A 17,368-nucleotide genomic window follows, 5' to 3' on the forward strand; every position below is an offset into this window, starting at 1 on the left:
CGGTGGTTTGTCGACGTCAGAACATCATCGGATCAGAAGTTGGCGGCGTCGGGGCGTATTCCCGGTTGGGTGGCGACGACCTTGAACGGGACGTCCACCATCACCTTGTTCTGGTCGGTCGCCTTTCCGGTCAGCCCGAAGGACACCTTTGCCCAGCTCGAGGTTCCGGCGGCGATGTTCGACCCGATCTGGATCGCTGCCGGCACACCACACTCGGGCGCCGCCTGGGTGGCGTTGTCCGGGCCCGTTGCCTTGTGGGTGTCACCGCCGGTCCCGTTCGCGTGAACGTGGCAGGTGCCGTTGTTGTAGGCGTTGGTCGCGGCCGAGTCCTGCTGCAGCTGCAGGTTGTAGGACTCGAAGCTCATACCTTGAGCGCTGGTGACCTTGAAGTGCCCGTAGCCACCCAGCCCGCCCCCGGTGTACCAGCCGTAACTCGTCGTCTTGACGCCGGTGAACTGTCCGTACGCCGGAGACTCCTTGTCGAACACCAACCACACATCGGCGCTGGTGGTCGAGTTCCCCTTGACCCGGAAGTTGATCGTCTGGTCCTTGTCCGAACCCGGGTTGAGGCCGGTGAAGTTGATGTTCTGACCGCTGGCGGTGATGTCCAGGACGCCGGAGGTCCCCGACAGGTTGCCGCCGACTTCGTCAGTGAAGTACGCCCCAGTGGTGCTGCTGGCCATCGCGACCAGGGCGCCGGAGATGCCCAGCGCCCCCACGAAGCCCGCCAGCCTGGCGATCTTTCCCTTGTTCATGTACCGCTCCTTCGTCACCGACCCCCATCCCCACTCGGGTGCGACGCTCTGGGCCGCCGGGTCACTGCAAGCGTCGGCGAACCACCCCGCCAGGCACATCGTCAAAATTGGGGAACTGGGGGAGTCGGACAGATCGGGAAGTGAGCAGCGAGCAGCGTCAGAACGGCTTGTGCGACACGAAGATCGCCGTGCCAGGGAACACCTGGCCGCGTTCGGGCGTCCACTGGCCCCAGGTGCCGGTGAAGTCCTCGGGCCACTCCGGCTCGATCACGTCGTCGAGGACGAACCCGGCGCCGACCAGTTCGCGGATCCGATCGCCCATCGTGCGGTGGTGCTCGGCGTACGCGGGGACTCCGTCCTCGTCCACCTCGACGTAGGGGGAACGGTCGAAGTACGACTGGATCGCGGTCATGCCCACCTCGCCCGGCATGTCCGGGAAGATCCAGCGCATCGGGTGCGTCACCGAGAACACCCAGCGGCCGCCGGGCCGCAGCACCCGGAACACCTGGCGCATCGCGCCGGCCGAATCGGCGACGAACGGGATACCTCCGAAGGCAGCGAACGCCAGATCGAAACTACTTGCTGCGAACGGCATTTCGCAGACGTCCGCCTGCACCAGCGGAACACCGATGCCCGATCGGCGGGCGGCCGCGGTGCCGTGCGCGAGCATCCCGATCGACACGTCGAAGGCGACCGGGCGGGCACCCCGGCCGGCCAGCCAGCGCGAGCACGGGGCCGACCCGCAACCGACCTCCAGCACCCGCTTGCCGCTCACCTCACCCAACAGCCGGGCGTCCTGCTCGCGGACGTTCTCCGGGCACCAGACGAAGTCGGCGTCGCCGAGGAAGGTGCCGTGCTCGAGGTGATACGCGTCCGCGTCGTGGTCCCACCAGCGTCGATTGGCGGAGCGGGAGGTGGGCTGGTCGGCGGGCATCACCTTCGGCCGGGTCGGCCCGAGATTCATCGGGCCTCCTGCCGCTCGTTCCTCGCGCAGGTTCCCCGACCTGTGTCACTGTTCGCTCGCTGACCCTCGCTCATCGGGGCCGCCGCGGCCGTAGTGGCGTTGCCGGCATCTCCGGAGCGGGCAGCCGATCGACGCCGCCGAGGTATCCGGGCACCGCACCGAACCGGCCCGACGCCGGATCCGGACCCGGATCGTTCCACTCGGCGCGAAAAGCGGCGATCTGCTCGGTGCTACGTCCGATGAAGTTCCACCACATGATCACCGGCTCGGTGAACGGCTCGCCGCCGAGCACCAGCACCCTGGCCGGGGCATCGCCGGTGTTGATGATCTCGACCGTATCGGCGCCGACGTCCCGGCAGCCGAGATCCCCTGGTGTCAAAGGGGTTCCATCGAAAGATACGACGCCGGTGTCGACCAGCACCGCGTGCTCGTGGGTCGGGTCCACCGGTGCGCGCAGGGCCGCGCCCTGATCGATGGTGACCTCGGCGCCGAGCAGCTCGGTGGCGGTACGGACCGGCGAACGACCGCCCGCCAGTTCGCCGATGAACACCCTGACGGTCGCCCCGGCGACCGTCACCGGCCTCGGTACGTAGTGCTGGAAGTCGCGGGCAGCATCGGCTTCGGCCGCGGGCAGCACCATCCACAACTGGGCGCCGTGCAGCACCGTGGTGGCCGGCGTTGACACCTCCGAATGGGCGATGCCGTGTCCGCCGGTCATCAGGTTCAGTTCGCCGGGCCGCACCATTGCGTGGTTGCCGGCGCTGTCGCGATGCTCGATCTCGCCGGAGAACAGCCAGCTGACTGTCTGCAGCCCGGTGTGCGGGTGCGGCGGTACGTCCATCCCGCCGCTGCGGGAGACATCATCCGGCCCATAGTGGTCGGCGAAACACCACGCCCCGACGAACGACCGGCTGCGGTGCGGCAGGGTGCGCCTGACCGTCATCGCCCGCGGGCCGCCGAGCGGAACCTCGCGCGGCTCGAGGACCTGAACGGTGCTCGTCGCCGCGCTCGCCGGATCGCAGGCGAGCAGCTGCGGGTGATCCTGGGTATTGCTCATGGGGAGCACCTCGTTCCGGCGTGCGGTCTGGGGCCTGCGGTCCGGTCTCCAGCGTGGCACAGGCCGGGCGCCGCCGGGTGCACCCGCCGGCGCACACTGGGACGATGAGCGACGTCGAGGTCACCGACAACTCAGAGCTGCATCGCTTCGAGGCGCGGCTGGACGGTGCGCTGGCCGGGTTCGCCGTCTATCGGCGCGAGCCAGGTCGGATCGTCTTCGTGCACACCGAGGTGGACCCGGCGTTCGAGGGCCGGGGGATCGGTGGCGCGCTGGCCCGGCAGGCGCTGGACGGACTGCGGGACGACGGGACCGTGCAGGTGGTTGCCGAGTGCCCGTTCATTGCTGCCTGGATCCAGCGTCATCCCGATTACCAGGAGCTGCTGCGCCCCCGGCCCTGAGCGGAATTGGCGCTCACAGCGTGCTCGGGTAGCCTGTTGAGTGCGTTGTGTGCTCGTGCTGCCTCGGAATGGAGCAGGCGGCGATTTTCGGGCGCATCTCGCAGGTCGTTCGTCAGGTGTTCAGGCACCCGTCGGCACGGCACCCACCAATACTTGTCCCAACGACACCGCGTCCCAACGACACCGCGTCCCAACGACAACTGATCCGCCCACGGAGCAACCCACCACATGTCAGCCCCTACAGCCCCCACTTCCACCGCACCGCAGGTCGCCATCAACGACATCGGGTCGGAAGAGGATTTCCTCGCCGCCATCGACGCGACGATCAAGTACTTCAACGATGGCGACATCGTCGAGGGCACGATCGTCAAGGTCGACCGGGACGAGGTACTGCTCGACATCGGCTACAAGACCGAGGGTGTCATCCCCTCGCGTGAGCTTTCCATCAAGCACGATGTCGACCCCAATGAGGTCGTCGAGATCGGCGAGCAGGTCGAGGCCCTTGTCCTGCAGAAGGAGGACAAGGAAGGCCGGCTGATCCTGTCCAAGAAGCGCGCGCAGTACGAGCGCGCCTGGGGCACGATCGAGGAGATCAAGGAAGCCGACGGCGTCGTCACCGGCACCGTCATCGAGGTCGTCAAAGGCGGCCTGATCCTGGACATCGGCCTCCGCGGCTTCCTGCCCGCCTCGCTGGTGGAGATGCGCCGCGTCCGCGACCTGCAGCCGTACGTCGGCCGTCAGCTGGACGCCAAGATCATCGAGCTGGACAAGAACCGCAACAACGTGGTGCTGTCCCGCCGGCAGTGGCTGGAGCAGACCCAGTCCGAGGTGCGCAGCGAATTCCTCAATCAGCTGGGCAAGGGCCAGGTCCGCAAGGGCGTCGTCAGCTCCATCGTCAACTTCGGCGCGTTCGTCGATCTCGGTGGCGTCGACGGCCTGGTGCACGTCTCCGAGCTGTCCTGGAAGCACATCGACCACCCGAGCGAGGTCGTCGAGGTCGGCCAGGAGGTCACCGTCGAGGTGCTCGACGTCGACATGGACCGCGAGCGCGTCTCGCTGTCGCTCAAGGCCACCCAGGAAGATCCGTGGCGGCACTTCGCCCGCACCCACGCCATCGGCCAGGTCGTGCCGGGCCGGGTCACCAAGCTGGTGCCGTTCGGCGCGTTCGTCCGCGTCTACGACGGCATCGAGGGTCTGGTGCACATCTCCGAGCTGGCCGGTCGGCACGTGGAGATCCCGGAGCAGGTCGTCGGTGTCGAGGACGAGATCTTCGTCCGCGTCATCGATATCGACCTGGAGCGTCGCCGGATCTCGCTGTCGCTGAAGCAGGCGAACGAGGGCATCACCACCGAGACCGAGTTCGATGAGGTGCGCGCCCAGTACGGCGTGGTCGACCACTACGACGAGCAGGGCAACTTCGTGCCGCCGGAGGGCTTCGACGTGGCCACCGGCGAATGGCTCGAGGGCTACGACACCCAGCGGGAGGCGTGGGAGAAGCAGTACGCCGACGCGCACGAGGTGTACGAGAAGCACCTCAAGCAGATCGCTGCTGCCCAGGCCGCCGATGCGGAGGCCGCCGGCAACGGCGAAGGTGGCAATTACACCTCGGCGACCGAGCCGACCGAAACCGGTGCACCGGCCGAGGTGGCCGGGTCGCTGGTCAACGACGAGCAGCTGGCCGCGCTGCGCGAGCGGCTCGCCGGCAACTGAGTTCGGCTCGTTCCACAGCAGTCATGAGGCCGGGGCCGCCACCGAGATCTTTCGGTGGCGGTCCCGGCTTCTGCACGAGGTGGTTTTTCGGTGACGACGGACCTCGCGCCTGGTGCCTCGGCGGGTTGCCGGGGTCGCCAGGGTCGCTTTCAGTACGGTGAAAGGCATGCGACGTTCAGTTTCTGCCGTGCGGGTGTTCGTGCCCGCCCTCGTTCTCGGACTCATTCTCAGCGGTTGCGGTTCGAGCACCGGTGCCAAGCGCACGGTGACGCTGACCCAGACCTTCACCTCGTCCAGCGGAGCTGCCGGGACCAGCAGCCCGACCGGTTCCATCACGGTGGGAGCGCCCACCGCCTCCGGCAGTGCCGACGCCACCGGCAGCGGCGCGGTGAGCGGCAGCGGTACCCCGGCGGCCGGCAGCGCCACCGGAACGGCATCGAAGACCACGGCGGCCGCCAGCACGACCAAGGCCAAGCCGTCCACCTCCGCTGCTACCGCCAAGACCACGGCCAAGGTGGACCCGTTGACCGTGGACTGCAGTGCCCTGCTGTCCCCGAATGACGTCAAGAAGGTCACCGGCAACACCATCCCGGCGGCCGGCTCGCGGATCAAGGACGTGGCGAATCCCAAGATCGGCTCGACCGGCTCGATCCGGTGCCTGTACGGCGTCAAGGACGGTCAGCAGAAGGTCAGCCTGCGGCTGACGAAGTACGACTCGGCGGCGGACGCCGCCCAACAGGTCAAGGTGACCGTGCAGGCCGAGACGGATCTCGGTGCGAAGGCCTCGGAGACGACCGTCGGCGGCCAGCCGGCCCACGTGCTGCTCCGGGATGGTGGACTGATCCAGATGCAGTACGGGGACTGGACCCTGGCCATTGCCGTCCCGGCCGGCTTCCTCGATGGTGACCAGCCGGCCCAGCTGACCAAACTCGCCGATCTCGCGCTGGCCAGGGTGCTCAAGAGCGCCAACTGACCGGCCTGCCCGCGGCCGCACCCGACCCGGTCGATAGGTTGCAGTCATGGTCGTCGCCTCGATTCCGAAACAGACATGGGTCGACGCGCTCGCCGACGTTCCCGGCCTGCGTCCGGTGCTGTGGGACCTCACCGGGACGCCGCCGGATCCGGATATCGAGATCGTCGTTCCGCCGTACATGGGTAGCTCGCAGCGGTTGACGGTGCTGGCCGAGCTGCCAGGACTGCGGGCCGTGCAACTGCTCACGGCGGGGTACGAGCAGGCCGTCGAGTATTTGCCGGCCGGCGTCCAGCTGGCCAACGGAGCCGGGGTGCACGACACCTCGACCGCCGAGCTGGCGCTCACCCTGACCCTCGCCGCGCTGCGCGGTGTGCCGGAGATGGTCAAGGGCCAGCTGGCCGGGAGTTGGCAGCGGCTGGCCGGCCGGCCGTCGCTGGCCGATCGTCGGGTGCTGCTGGTCGGCTACGGGGCGATCGGCCGGGCGGTGGCCCGGCGGCTGTCGACGTTCGAGGTCTCGCTCACTGCGGTGGCGAGTCGGCCACGGCACGGTGACGACCTCGTCAGCCGGGTGCACGGCATTGACGATCTGCCCGAGCTGCTGCCGGAGCACGACGTGGTGATCCTCATTGTTCCGTTGACCGACAGCACCCGAAGGCTGGTCGACGGGCGCTTCCTCGGCGCGCTCCCCGAGGGTGCGCTGGTCGTCAATGTGGCCCGCGGTGCTGTGGTTGATACCGATGCCCTGCAACGGGAATGCGCCGCCGGTCGGCTGCTGGCCGCGCTGGACGTGACCGATCCCGAGCCGCTGCCGGACGGCCATCCGCTGTGGTCGACTCCCGGAGTGCTGATCAGCCCGCACGTGGGCGGAGCCAGTACTGCCTTCGAGCCCCGCGCCCTGGCGCTGCTACGCCGCGAACTCGCCGGCTACGCGGCCGGCGACGGGTTGAGCAATGTGGTGCTGACGGGTGGCGAATGACCTGCGTCAGGCGGCGGCGGCCTGCAGGGCGGGTACCGCGCGATCCGTTGCTCCATCGACCAGGTGGTGACGGCCGGGGCGGGCGCCGAAGCCGAACAGCCGCGCGAAGAAGTTGCGCTGGGTGACCGTGACGAAATGCCGCACCGGAACCAGGCCCGGGAGGCCGAGCCGATGACGACCCTGGCCGAGAATGGTGCTGCGCACGGGTCCTCCTGGTGAGTGCGATGGTCCGATAGTGACAACTACGACGCTAGGTGACAACAGGCGGTGACCTGGGGAGGTGTATCGGTGTGTCGGAATCGACCTCGTGTGACGGAAGTGACTCGACCTCCTCGATCGGAGCCCCGGTGACGGCACTGATCGTCGCGGTGACCGGCGGCATCGGCGCCGGTAAGTCGACGGTGTCGGCCGGGTTGGCCGCCCGCGGCGGCGTGGTGATCGACGCCGACCGGCTGGCGCGCGACGTGGTGGCGCCCGGAACGACCGGGCTGACGGCGGTGACCGAGGCCTTCGGTCGCGGCGTACTGACCCCGGACGGGAGCCTGGATCGGGGCGCGCTGGGCCGGATCGTGTTCGCCGACCCGGCCGCGCTGGTCCGGCTCGAGGCGATCACCCATCCGCTGGTCAGGGCGCTGGCGGCCGAGCGGATCGCCGCGGTGCCGGCGGACGCGATCGCCGTCAACGACATCCCGCTGATCAGGGCGATGCCGGAGGCCGCCCGCTATCACCTGGTGATCGGCGTCGGTGTCGCGGACGAGGAGATCAGGGTGCGGCGGTTGATCGCCAGGGGGCACACCGAGCCGGACGCCAGGTCGCGGATCGCGGCACAGATCTCCGATGTCGAGCGGCGTCGGCTGGCGGACGTCTGGATCGACAACTCAGGGCCGGTGCAGGATCTGGAGCAGGCCATCGACGCGCTCTGGACCCGGGTGACGACCTTCGCCGCGCAGCGGCGGGCCGGAGCGCCGGCCGCGCATCGGACCAGCCCGGATGTCAGGGGCATGACCGAACTGGAGGCCACGGCGATGACGGCCGCCAGGGTGTCTGCGGCCTGCGGGGGACGGGCTCCCGAGCTGTCGACCGCGTCCGTCGACGGAGCACTGAGCATGACGGTCTTGCTGGACGATCCGGCCGATCTCGACCGATTCCGCCCGGTGTTGGCCGACGCCGGCTTTCCGCCGATCGCGGCCGGCCACCAGGGGGCGGTGTGGCGCTTCGGCAGCGCCGACCCGGGGCGGAATCTTAACCTCTACTTGAGGGTGAGGGATCGATCGGCGGGGCGCGACCCGGGGGACTAGTCGGTCGCTACCACTGTGCCCCGCAGAGCGGGGCAGAGCGGTAGCGGCGGTGACGTGGCGAGCGGCAGCAGCAGAGCGCTGGAGGCTGGAGGGCTGGCGAGCGGTGGGTGGGTGACGGTCGCTCAGGCCGGTTGATCCAGGGCGCTGCCCCTTGACCGGCGCGCGATGATCGCGCCGACGCCGACCACCGCGACCGTCGTCACCGCCGAGATGGTGAGCGCCGCGGCCGGCCCACCGAGCACATGGTTGCCGGCCACCGCGCTGCCCAGCACACCGAGGGCCGTCATCCAGGCCGTCCAGACCGCGGCCACCGGGACGGTGACGGCGAGCATCCTGGCCAGCCGGACCCGGCTGATCCCCGCTGCCAGCACACTCGTCAGCCGGCCGCCGGGCAGGAACCGTCCACCGGCCAGCACCGGCGTCGGGTGACGTCGCATCGCCGTCCTGGCCCGTAGCACCGGCCGGCGGAGGCGGCGCAGCCGGCGATGGGCCAGCAGTCGGGTCCCGTAGTGGCGGCCGAGGGCATGACCGATCAGGTCGCCGATCAGCGCACCGGCGAACGCCGTGACGGCCACCGCCGCTGTGGATCGCCAGTCGGGCGCGGTGGCCGCGGTGGCGGTCAGCAGGGTGGTGCCGCCCGGCAGTCCGGGCAGGAACGCCCCGCCGATCAGCACGGCGAGGACCACCACCAGCAGCCACGGAGAATGCACGAAGCCGGTGACCGCGTCGATCACCCAGCCGTACACCCGTCACCGCCCTTCTCGTCAGCCCCGAAGGCTACCGGCAGCCGGTCGCCGACGACCCTCTGTCGGTGCTCCGTCGTAGCCTTGATGGGTGGCCTTCGCAACCGAGCATCCCGTCATCGCCGTCTCCGAGCACCGGCCGGTCGGCGAGATCCCCCGTACCGGCGGCGCCTTCAAGGTGGTCAGCGACTACCAGCCGGCCGGCGACCAACCGCAGGCGATCGCCGAACTCGAACAACGGCTCGCCGAGGGCGAGCGCGATGTCGTGCTGTTGGGAGCGACCGGCACCGGTAAGTCTGCGACCACCGCCTGGTTGATCGAGAAGCTGCAACGACCCACCCTGGTGATGGCGCCGAACAAGACGCTGGCCGCCCAGTTGGCGAACGAGCTGCGCGAATTGTTCCCGGAGAACGCCGTCGAGTACTTCGTCTCGTACTACGATTACTACCAACCCGAGGCCTACGTCCCGCAGACGGATACCTACATCGAGAAGGACTCGTCGGTGAACAGCGACGTGGAGCGGCTCCGGCACTCCGCGACCATGTCGCTGCTCAGCCGCCGCGACGTGATCGTCGTCGCCTCGGTGTCCTGCATCTACGGCTTGGGCACCCCGCAGTCGTACCTGGACCGGTCCATCCCGGTGGCGGTCGGCGACCGGGTGGAGCGGGACCAGCTGCTCAGGGCGCTGGTCGACATCCAGTACTCGCGCAACGATCTGGCGTTCACCCGCGGCAGCTTCCGGGTGCGCGGCGACACCGTGGAGATCATTCCGGCCTACGAGGAGCTCGCGGTCCGGATCGAGTTCTTCGGCGACGAGATCGAGAGCCTGTACTACCTGCATCCGCTCACCGGAGACATCGTCCGGCAGGTCGACGAGCTACGGATCTTCCCGGCGACCCATTACGTCGCCGGCCCGGGGCGGATGGAGAAGGCGATCTCCTCGATCGAGGCCGAGCTCCAGGAGCGGCTCGCCGAGCTGGACAAGCAGGGCAAGCTGCTGGAGTCGCAGCGACTGCGGATGCGGACCGCCTACGACATCGAGATGATGCGGCAGGTCGGCTTCTGCAACGGCATCGAGAATTACTCCCGGCACATCGACGACCGACCGGCTGGGTCGGCGCCGGCCACGCTGCTGGACTACTTCCCGGAAGACTTCCTGATCGTGCTGGACGAATCGCACGTCACCGTGCCGCAGATCGGCGCGATGCACGAGGGCGACGCCTCCCGCAAGCGCACCCTGGTGGAGCACGGCTTCCGGCTGCCGTCGGCGCTGGACAACCGCCCGCTGACCTGGGAGGAGTTCGACGCCCGGATCGGGCAGACCGTCTACCTTTCGGCAACGCCGGGCGACTACGAGATGGGCCGGACGCACGGCGAGTTCGTCGAGCAGGTCATCCGGCCGACCGGCCTGGTCGATCCCGAAGTGGTGGTCAAGCCGACCAAGGGCCAGATCGACGACCTGCTCGGCGAGATCAGGGAGCGGGCCGATCGGGACGAACGGGTACTGGTCACCACGCTGACCAAGAAGATGGCCGAGGACCTCACCGACTACCTGCTGGAGCAGGGCATCAGGGTGCGCTACCTGCACTCCGAGGTCGACACCCTCCGCCGGGTGGAGTTGCTGCGGGAGCTGCGGCTCGGCGAGTACGACGTGCTGATCGGCATCAACCTGCTGCGGGAGGGGCTCGACCTGCCGGAGGTGTCGCTGGTGTCGATCCTGGACGCCGACAAGGAGGGCTTCCTGCGGTCGTCCCGGTCGCTGATCCAGACCATCGGCCGGGCCGCCCGCAACGTCAACGGGCAGGTGCACATGTACGCGGACCGGTTGACGCCGTCGATGCAACATGCGATCGAGGAGACCAACCGGCGGCGGGAGAAGCAGGTCGCCTACAACACCGAAAAGGGTGTCGACCCGCAGCCGCTGCGGAAGAAGGTCAACGACATCCTGGCGCGGGTCTACGCCGAGGCGGAGAACTCGCTCGAGGACGAGGCCGGCGGCAAGGTGGGGCCGGCCGGATCGGGCCGCTCGGCCTCCCGCGGCCGCCGCGCCCAAGGCGCGCCGGGATCCAGCTCCGGGGTGTACGCCGGGCACTCGACCGTCGGCATGGCGCGTTCCGAGATGGCCGACCTGGTGCACCAACTCACCGAACAGATGATGAGTGCCGCCCGAGACCTGCAGTTCGAGCTGGCCGGCCGGCTCCGCGACGAGATCGCCGAGCTGAAGAAGGAGATCAGGCAGATGGACGCGGCCGGCGTCGAACGCTCCCCGGTCTGACGCACTGTCGGCAGCCGTTCAGGGATCGGCTGCAACACGTCGACGTGTTCGGGTGTCGAGCGGGCACCCAAATCAGCCACGGCGGCGTCGGGCGCCGAGAGCAAGAATCACCAGCCCGACCACGATGATGATCGGCCCGAGGATCGACCACAAGGTGGTGCCGGTCATCGGGCTGCCCTTCACCACACCGACGCCCTGCAGGGTGAACAGCAGGCCGATCAACGCCACCAGCACGCCACCGACAACAAGCCACACGCTGCGCATGGGGAACCTCCATCAGGTCGGGATCAGCTGGTGATGTCCTTGCGGGAGAACCGCCAGAACGCCAGACCGGTGAACAGGACCGCGTAACACAGACTGGAGAACCCGCCGCGGACCATGTCGTCCCAGCGGATCGGGTCGACCATCGCCCCGGTCCAGGCGAACGAGTAGTGGGTCGGCAGCCAGTCGCGGATGCCGCCCAACGCGTCGATCTGGTCCAGGATCTGCGACAGGATGGCCAGCAGTACAGCACCGCCGACCGCGCCGAGCGGCGCGTCGGTGGACACGCTGAGCAGAAAAGCCAGTCCGGCCACCCAGATCAGACTCACGGCCAGGTACAGCACGATGATGCCGAGCCGCCCGATGGCGCCCCAGCCGGTGAACGATTCGCCGGTCGGGGTGGACACCGATCCGGTGCCGTACAGCACGGCGCCGAGAATCCAGGCCGCGGCGGTCAGCACCACCAGCGCGAGCAGCGACATCAACCCCGCCACCACGAACTTCTGCCGCAGCAACCTGATCCGCGGGACCGGCATTGCCAGCAGGTAGCGCAGCGACGACCACGACGCCTCGCTGGCCACGGTGTCGCCGAAGAACAGCGACACCACCACGACCAGCAGGAAGGTGGCAGAGAAGAACTGGGTGGTGAGGGCGAAATTGGTGGCGCTGTGCTGCGCCATGTCGACGAACGAGGTCCCGCCATCGTCACCCGTGTCGAATGCGAAGGCGATCGCCAGGATGATCGGCAGCGCCACCATGAATCCGAGCACCAGCTGGGTCCGCCGGCGACCGAACTGCCGGCCCAGCTCGACCCGTACCGGCAGCGTCCGGGACGCGTTGAATCCCGGGGGCAGGCCGCTGTCGGTCACCGGCTTCGGTGGCGGCAGGCTCCGCATCACCTGTACCGCGGCGTCGGCCGATTGGTCGTGGTGTACCGGACTCATGCTGGATCTCCTTGCTGCGGGCCGGTTCCGGTCGCGCCGACCAGGTCGAGGAAGACGTCCTCGAGGCGGTTCCGCGGGGCGGCAGACGACACCGCGATGTTCGCCGCGACCAAGGCGGCGATCGCCGCGGCCGGACTGGTCCGGCCGAGATCGACCTGCAGGGTGTCGCCGAGCACTTCGATCTCGCCGACGCCGTCGATCGCCGTCAGCACGGCGGCCGCGGCCGGCGGATCGTCGACGGTGAAGGACATCTCGCCCGAGGTGGCAATCAGTTCCGACACCCGGCCGGCGGCAATGGTCCGGCCCTGATTGATCACCACCACGTGGCTGCAGGTCTGCTCCACCTCGGACAACAGGTGACTGGACACCAGCACGGTCCGGCCGGTGCCCGCGTACCGTCGCAGGACCTCCCGCATCGCGTGGATCTGCGGTGGGTCGAGTCCGTTGGTCGGCTCGTCGAGCAACAGCAGATCGGGCAGGCCCAGCATCGCCTGGGCGATCGCCAACCGCTGCCGCATCCCCTGGGAATAGGTCTTCACCCGACGGCGGACCGCGGTGCCGAGTCCGGCGATGGCCAGTACGTCGTCCAGGTGCGCATCGGCCATCGGCCGGCCGGTCGCCCGCCAATAGTTCAGCAGGTTCGCCGTCCCTGACAGGTGCGGCAGGAAGCCCGAGCCCTCGACGAAACTGCCGATCCTGGACAGGATCTCGGCGCCGGGTCCGACGTTGGTGCCGAACACCGCGATCTCCCCGCTGCTCGGCCGGATCAGCCCCATCACCATGCGCAGGGTGGTGGTCTTGCCGGCGCCGTTCGGGCCGAGCAGACCGAGTACCTGTCCCGGCCGAACCTCGAAGGACACGTCCTGGACGGCGTGCACGCCGCCGGGGTAGCTCTTCGACAGGTTCCGGATGGTCAGCGGCAGCACCGGTGCATCCAACTCGGCTGGGTCCGGTGTCCCGTCCGCCGCGGCATCCGGTCCGCCATCCGGTCCGGCCTCGCCCGAGGCAGCCGCGGCCTGCGGCGCCGGCCGCGGGCGGTGCCGGAGCCGGCCGGCGATCCACAGCCCGACCGTGGCCAGCACCGCCAGCGCGATCAGCGCGATCAGGGTGCCGATCGGGACCTCACCGGCCGAGACCCGAACCCCGTTCGCCTCCGGCACCGATACCGACGTCACTCCGGAGATCCGGTAGGCGGCGGCTGAGGTCGGTCCGGCGTACGCCTGGTCGGTGGTCGTGAACCTGACGATCAACTGGTCGCCGGCGGCAACCTGCAGCGCGACGGCGGGCAGGTCGACGGTCACCGTCGTGTCGCCCTCGGCGGCCGACGCCGGCAGCCTGATCGGGGCCACAGCGCTGCGGCCCATGGTGACGGTGCCGGCGGAGTTCCGGGAGCCGATAGCGGCGAACAGCACCGGTCCGGTCGCTGCCTGCGCGCTGCCGGCGGTCGTGGTGACGCTCGGCAGCGCGCTCACCGTGACCCGCACCCTGGCACTGCCGGTCACCACGGCCAGCCGGTCGAACGGTGCCGAGCTAAAGGTGGCGCTCTGTCCGGGCAGGGCGGAGGTGAGCAGCGAGCTCAGGCCGCCGGACGCCTGGCTCAGCCCGGGGAGCGAGGAGATTGCCGCCGGGGTGCCGCCGGCCGGATTCAGCACCAACTGGTCGGCGCCCTGCAGTTGAACGGCGGTCCGCCGGACGGCAGGAGCGCCGGCGATTCCCGGGTAGGCGTCGGCCTGCAGCACCCTGGTCCGGGGCCGGCCGTTGTCCGTCACCCCGCCGTCGACGGAGTAGCGGAACGCAGCGGACGGAACCGGCCCGGTGCCGGCCAGATAGTGCTGCAACCAGCCGGTGATCCGGTCCTCGGTCTCCGGATCTGGAGCGCCGCCGTCGTGGCCGCCGCGGTACCAGTCGACGGCCACCGTTGTGCCGTTGGCAGCAATCGCCCGGGCATTGGCGTCCGCCTGGTCGAGCGGGAACAGGGTGTCCTGCTCGCCCTGCACCAACAACGTCGGCGCGGTGATCGCGCCGGCCACCTCGGACGGGCTGGACCGGGTGAGCAACTTCGTCAGGGCGTCGTCGATCCGCCCGGTGTCGGCGGCCCTGGCGTAGGCGGCGCAGACCTCCAGCCGCAACCGGCCGCAGCCGGGGTCCCGGTCGGACGGCACCGTAGCGGCTCCGGTACCTGAATCGCCGCCGTTCGGGTCGCCGGTAGTCGCTGCGCCGGACCCGCCCTGGGACCCACCACCGATGCCGCCGGGACCGACGTCGACCTGGGCCGTGTTGCCGAGGGCACCGCCCAGCACCACCGAGCTGACCAGTGAGGCGGTCCAGTACTTCTTGAACACCCCGTCGGCGCCGGCGGTGACCTCCGCCGGAGTCTTCGGCCCGGCAGCACCGTCGGAGCCCTGGCCGGTGGCGCCGACCTCGGCCGAATTCGGGAACAGCGCCGCCTGCAGGCTGTTCCAGGTGATCACCGGCACCACGGCGTCGATGCGCGGATCGGTGCCGGCCAGCATCAACGACAGCGCCCCGCCGTAGGAGCCGCCGGTCACCCCGACCCGTGGGTCACCCGGCTTGTCCTGCCGAACCTCGGGGAGGGTGGCGAGATAGTCCACCAGCGCCCTGGCGTCAGGAATCTCGGCGTCGAGCGAATCCAGCGAAATGGTGCCGGTGGAGTTACCGAAGCCGCGGGCCGAATAGGCCAGAACGACGAATCCGGCCCTGGCCAACCGCTGCGCATCGTCCACCACCGAAGCCTTCGAGCCGCCGAACCCGTGCGCCAAGATCACCGCCGGGGCCGGCGTCGCCGTCGGCAGGTACAGCGTCGAGTCCAGTTGCACCGGCGCCGCATCCCACGGTGCCTTGGCCCCTGGCAGGGTGAGATCCCTGGTGGCGACCGGTGTCTCGGTGCTCCTCGGCCAGAAGATGACAGCGGCTGCTGCGACGATCAGAACGGCCACAACGAGCGCCGTCCATCGTCGCAGCCGGCTCCCCAACAGTGCGCGCATCTCCACAGCCTGCCAGCACGGCGGGCCGGGCGGGCGGCGCGATAGGTTCGATGGATGCAACCTGCTGATCTTCCCTTAATGTTCTCGGCCGGCCGGCCGGTCCTGCTCGACGGCGGCCGGGTGCTCGTCGCGGTGTCGCACCCGGACCTGGACAAGAACCTGACGCACTCGAATCTGGTGCTGATCGAGCCTGACGGCGGTCGTCGCGACTTCACCGCGGGCCCCAAGGACAGCGATCCGGTGCTGTCGCCCGACCGCCGCACGGTGGTCTTCGCCAGGGCCGGCGAGTCCGGGCCTCCGCAACTGTTCGCGATCCCGGTCGACGGCGGCGAGGCCCGCCGGCTCACCGATCACAAGCTCGGGGCCGGTTCGGCCACCTTCGCGCCGGACGGCACCCGGATCGCTTATCTCGCAGCCGTACCCGAGGCGGGACGGTACGGGACCGACGAGAAGGTCTCCGCTGACGCCGAGGCACCGCGGCGGTTCACCTCGATGTCCTACCGCCGGGACGGTCTCGGTTTCGTGTTGGACAAGCCGTCGCAGGTCTTCGTCATCGATTCCGACCACGACCCGAGCGCCGAGGACGCGGCGCCGGTCGCGCTGACCGCCGAACCGCGCGGCGCCGGCCGCCCGCTGTTCACCGGTGACGGCACCCGGATCGTCTACTCACGGGCCACCGGGCCGGACGACATCACCAGCGAGCTGGTGAGCATCCCGGCCGCCGGCCCGGCCGCGCCGGAGGAGGCCGAGAGGATCGTCACCGGACTCGGCAGCGTCGAGGCCGCGCTGGTGCTGGACGACACGCTGTACTTCTTTGCGGATGCGTTCTCCGGCAACGACTTTCCCGGACGCAACACCGGCCTCTGGTCGGTCCCGGTGGGCGGCGGGTCGCCGCGCCGGCTGACCGACGAGGAGACCGTGCTGGTGGATTCCACCGAGCCGCGGGCCGCCGGGTCGTTCATCGCGGTCGGCGTGGTCACCCGCGGAGCGGTCGAGCTGCGCGCGGTCCCGCTGGACGCCGAGGGGCTGACGCAGGACGAACTGCCACTGCTGATCGGCGGCCACCGGGTGGTGCGCGGGTTCGACGTCGACCCGGTGGGCGGTCGGATCGCGGCGGTGGTCGGCGATCCGACCTCGTTCGCCGAGATCGTCACCGCCGAGCTGGTCGACGGCCCGGCCACGGCGAACGAGCGGACCGTCACCGACCTCGGGAGCGGGCTCCGGGACACCGGGCTCGGCGAGGTGGTCGAACTGACCGGACAGTCGCCCGACGGTTACCCGGTGCACGGGTGGCTGGTGCTGCCCGCCGGTGACGGCCCGCATCCCGTGCTGCTGAACGTGCACGGCGGGCCGCACGCCGCGTACGGCTGGTCGCTGTTCGACGAGGCGCAGGTGTACGCCGGCGCGGGCTACGCAGTGGTGATGGGCAACCCGCGTGGCTCCGCCGGCTACGGCCAGCGGCACGGCCGGGCGGTGGTCAAGGCGATGGGCACGGTCGACGTCGACGATGTGCTCGCGGTGCTGGATGTGGCGTTGCAGCGTGCCGATCTGGACGGGAAGCGGGTCGGGGTGATGGGCGGCTCCTACGGCGGTTTCATGACCAGCTGGCTGTCATCGCACGCCGGCGACCGGTTCGTCGCCGGGATCTCCGAACGCGCGGTGAACGCCTGGGACTCGTTCTCCGGCGCCAGCGACATCGGCCACTTCTTCGCCGAGGCCTACGTCGGCGTCGATCGCGACACCCAATGGGATCGGTCGCCGTTGGCCCACGCCGACAAGATCGACCTGCCACTGTTGATCATTCATTCGGAGCAGGACTGGCGCTGCCCGTTGGAGCAGGGGCAGCGGCTGTTCACCGCGCTGAAGCTGCGCGGCGCCGAGACCGAGATGCTGCTGTTCCCCGGCGAGGGGCACGAGCTGTCCCGCAGCGGCCGGCCGCAGCACCGTCAGCAGCGGTTCGAGGCGATCCTGGACTGGTGGCAGCGGTACCTGCCGGTCGAGAAATAACC

Annotated in this window: 15 protein-coding genes; 7 read left to right on the top strand and 8 right to left on the bottom strand. The window is 69.6% G+C overall.

Annotated features, from left to right (window positions below; genetic code table 11):
* Positions 1–32 precede the first annotated feature (32 nt).
* From K340_RS0104075 to K340_RS0104085, 3 genes are all read right to left on the bottom strand, one after another.
* Positions 33–755: a hypothetical protein gene (locus tag K340_RS0104075; RefSeq protein ID WP_029135771.1), complete on the bottom strand. Its 723-nt coding sequence runs from the start codon at positions 753–755 to the stop codon at positions 33–35.
* Positions 756–912: 157 nt separating this feature from the next.
* The gene (locus K340_RS0104080; protein WP_051265028.1) at positions 913–1,719 is read right to left on the bottom strand and encodes a class I SAM-dependent methyltransferase; all 807 of its coding nucleotides are present in this window, start codon (positions 1,717–1,719) and stop codon (positions 913–915) included.
* Positions 1,720–1,789: 70 nt separating this feature from the next.
* Positions 1,790–2,776, bottom strand: a complete 987-nt coding sequence (locus K340_RS0104085) for a pirin family protein (protein WP_029135773.1) — start codon at positions 2,774–2,776, stop codon at positions 1,790–1,792.
* 104 nt (positions 2,777–2,880) lie between these two features.
* On the opposite strand from K340_RS0104085, the gene K340_RS0104090 reads away from it, so the two are divergent.
* The 4 genes from K340_RS0104090 to K340_RS0104105 all read left to right on the top strand — a co-directional run bounded on the left by K340_RS0104090 (position 2,881) and on the right by K340_RS0104105 (position 6,833).
* Complete coding sequence (locus K340_RS0104090; RefSeq protein WP_029135774.1) at positions 2,881–3,174, top strand: GNAT family N-acetyltransferase; 294 nt, start codon at positions 2,881–2,883, stop codon at positions 3,172–3,174.
* A gap of 228 nt (positions 3,175–3,402) precedes the next feature.
* Positions 3,403–4,884, top strand: a complete 1,482-nt coding sequence (gene rpsA / locus K340_RS0104095) for a 30S ribosomal protein S1 (RefSeq protein ID WP_029135775.1) — start codon at positions 3,403–3,405, stop codon at positions 4,882–4,884.
* Between the two features lie 166 nt (positions 4,885–5,050).
* Positions 5,051–5,857: a hypothetical protein gene (locus tag K340_RS27365; protein WP_154674065.1), complete on the top strand. Its 807-nt coding sequence runs from the start codon at positions 5,051–5,053 to the stop codon at positions 5,855–5,857.
* Positions 5,858–5,903: 46 nt separating this feature from the next.
* The gene (locus tag K340_RS0104105; RefSeq protein WP_029135776.1) at positions 5,904–6,833 is read left to right on the top strand and encodes a 2-hydroxyacid dehydrogenase; all 930 of its coding nucleotides are present in this window, start codon (positions 5,904–5,906) and stop codon (positions 6,831–6,833) included.
* Between the two features lie 6 nt (positions 6,834–6,839).
* Here K340_RS0104105 and K340_RS0104110 read toward each other — a convergent pair whose 3' ends face one another.
* Entirely contained in the window at positions 6,840–7,037 is a 198-nt protein-coding gene (locus tag K340_RS0104110) for a hypothetical protein (protein ID WP_029135777.1), read from the bottom strand.
* 143 nt (positions 7,038–7,180) lie between these two features.
* Between K340_RS0104110 and coaE the strand changes: the two genes are divergently transcribed.
* A complete protein-coding gene (coaE, locus tag K340_RS0104115; RefSeq protein ID WP_161632050.1) occupies positions 7,181–8,131 on the top strand; it encodes a dephospho-CoA kinase in 951 nt (316 codons plus the stop codon).
* Positions 8,132–8,253: 122 nt separating this feature from the next.
* Here the strand turns inward: coaE and K340_RS33830 are convergent, their stop codons facing one another.
* Positions 8,254–8,877: a VTT domain-containing protein gene (locus tag K340_RS33830; protein ID WP_051265031.1), complete on the bottom strand. Its 624-nt coding sequence runs from the start codon at positions 8,875–8,877 to the stop codon at positions 8,254–8,256.
* An 88-nt stretch (positions 8,878–8,965) separates the two neighbouring features.
* On the opposite strand from K340_RS33830, the gene uvrB reads away from it, so the two are divergent.
* Entirely contained in the window at positions 8,966–11,149 is a 2,184-nt protein-coding gene (gene uvrB, locus K340_RS0104125; RefSeq protein WP_029135779.1) for an excinuclease ABC subunit UvrB, read from the top strand.
* A 72-nt stretch (positions 11,150–11,221) separates the two neighbouring features.
* On the opposite strand, the gene K340_RS0104130 is transcribed toward uvrB, so the two are convergent.
* The 3 genes from K340_RS0104130 to K340_RS0104140 are packed head-to-tail and all read right to left on the bottom strand — an operon-like array spanning position 11,222 to position 15,359.
* Positions 11,222–11,413 carry a cytochrome c-type biogenesis protein gene (locus K340_RS0104130; RefSeq protein WP_029135780.1) on the bottom strand — a complete coding sequence of 64 codons (192 nt, stop codon included), beginning with the start codon at positions 11,411–11,413 and terminating at the stop codon, positions 11,222–11,224.
* A 23-nt stretch (positions 11,414–11,436) separates the two neighbouring features.
* Positions 11,437–12,354, bottom strand: coding sequence for an ABC transporter permease (locus K340_RS0104135; protein WP_084614026.1), 918 nt, complete (start codon positions 12,352–12,354; stop codon positions 11,437–11,439).
* Positions 12,351–15,359 (bottom strand): alpha/beta fold hydrolase, encoded by a 3,009-nt coding sequence (locus K340_RS0104140; RefSeq protein WP_037362806.1) that lies wholly within the window; start codon positions 15,357–15,359, stop codon positions 12,351–12,353. The genes K340_RS0104135 and K340_RS0104140 overlap by 4 nt, the downstream gene beginning before the upstream one ends.
* 54 nt (positions 15,360–15,413) lie before the next feature.
* Between K340_RS0104140 and K340_RS0104145 the strand changes: the two genes are divergently transcribed.
* On the top strand, positions 15,414–17,366 hold the full coding sequence (locus K340_RS0104145; RefSeq protein ID WP_029135783.1) for a S9 family peptidase: 1,953 nt from the start codon (positions 15,414–15,416) through the stop codon (positions 17,364–17,366).
* The last annotated feature ends 2 nt before the right edge of the window (positions 17,367–17,368 follow it).

This window comes from Nakamurella lactea DSM 19367, assembly GCF_000426645.1.
GTDB classification, from domain to species: Bacteria; Actinomycetota; Actinomycetes; order Mycobacteriales; family Nakamurellaceae; genus Nakamurella; species Nakamurella lactea.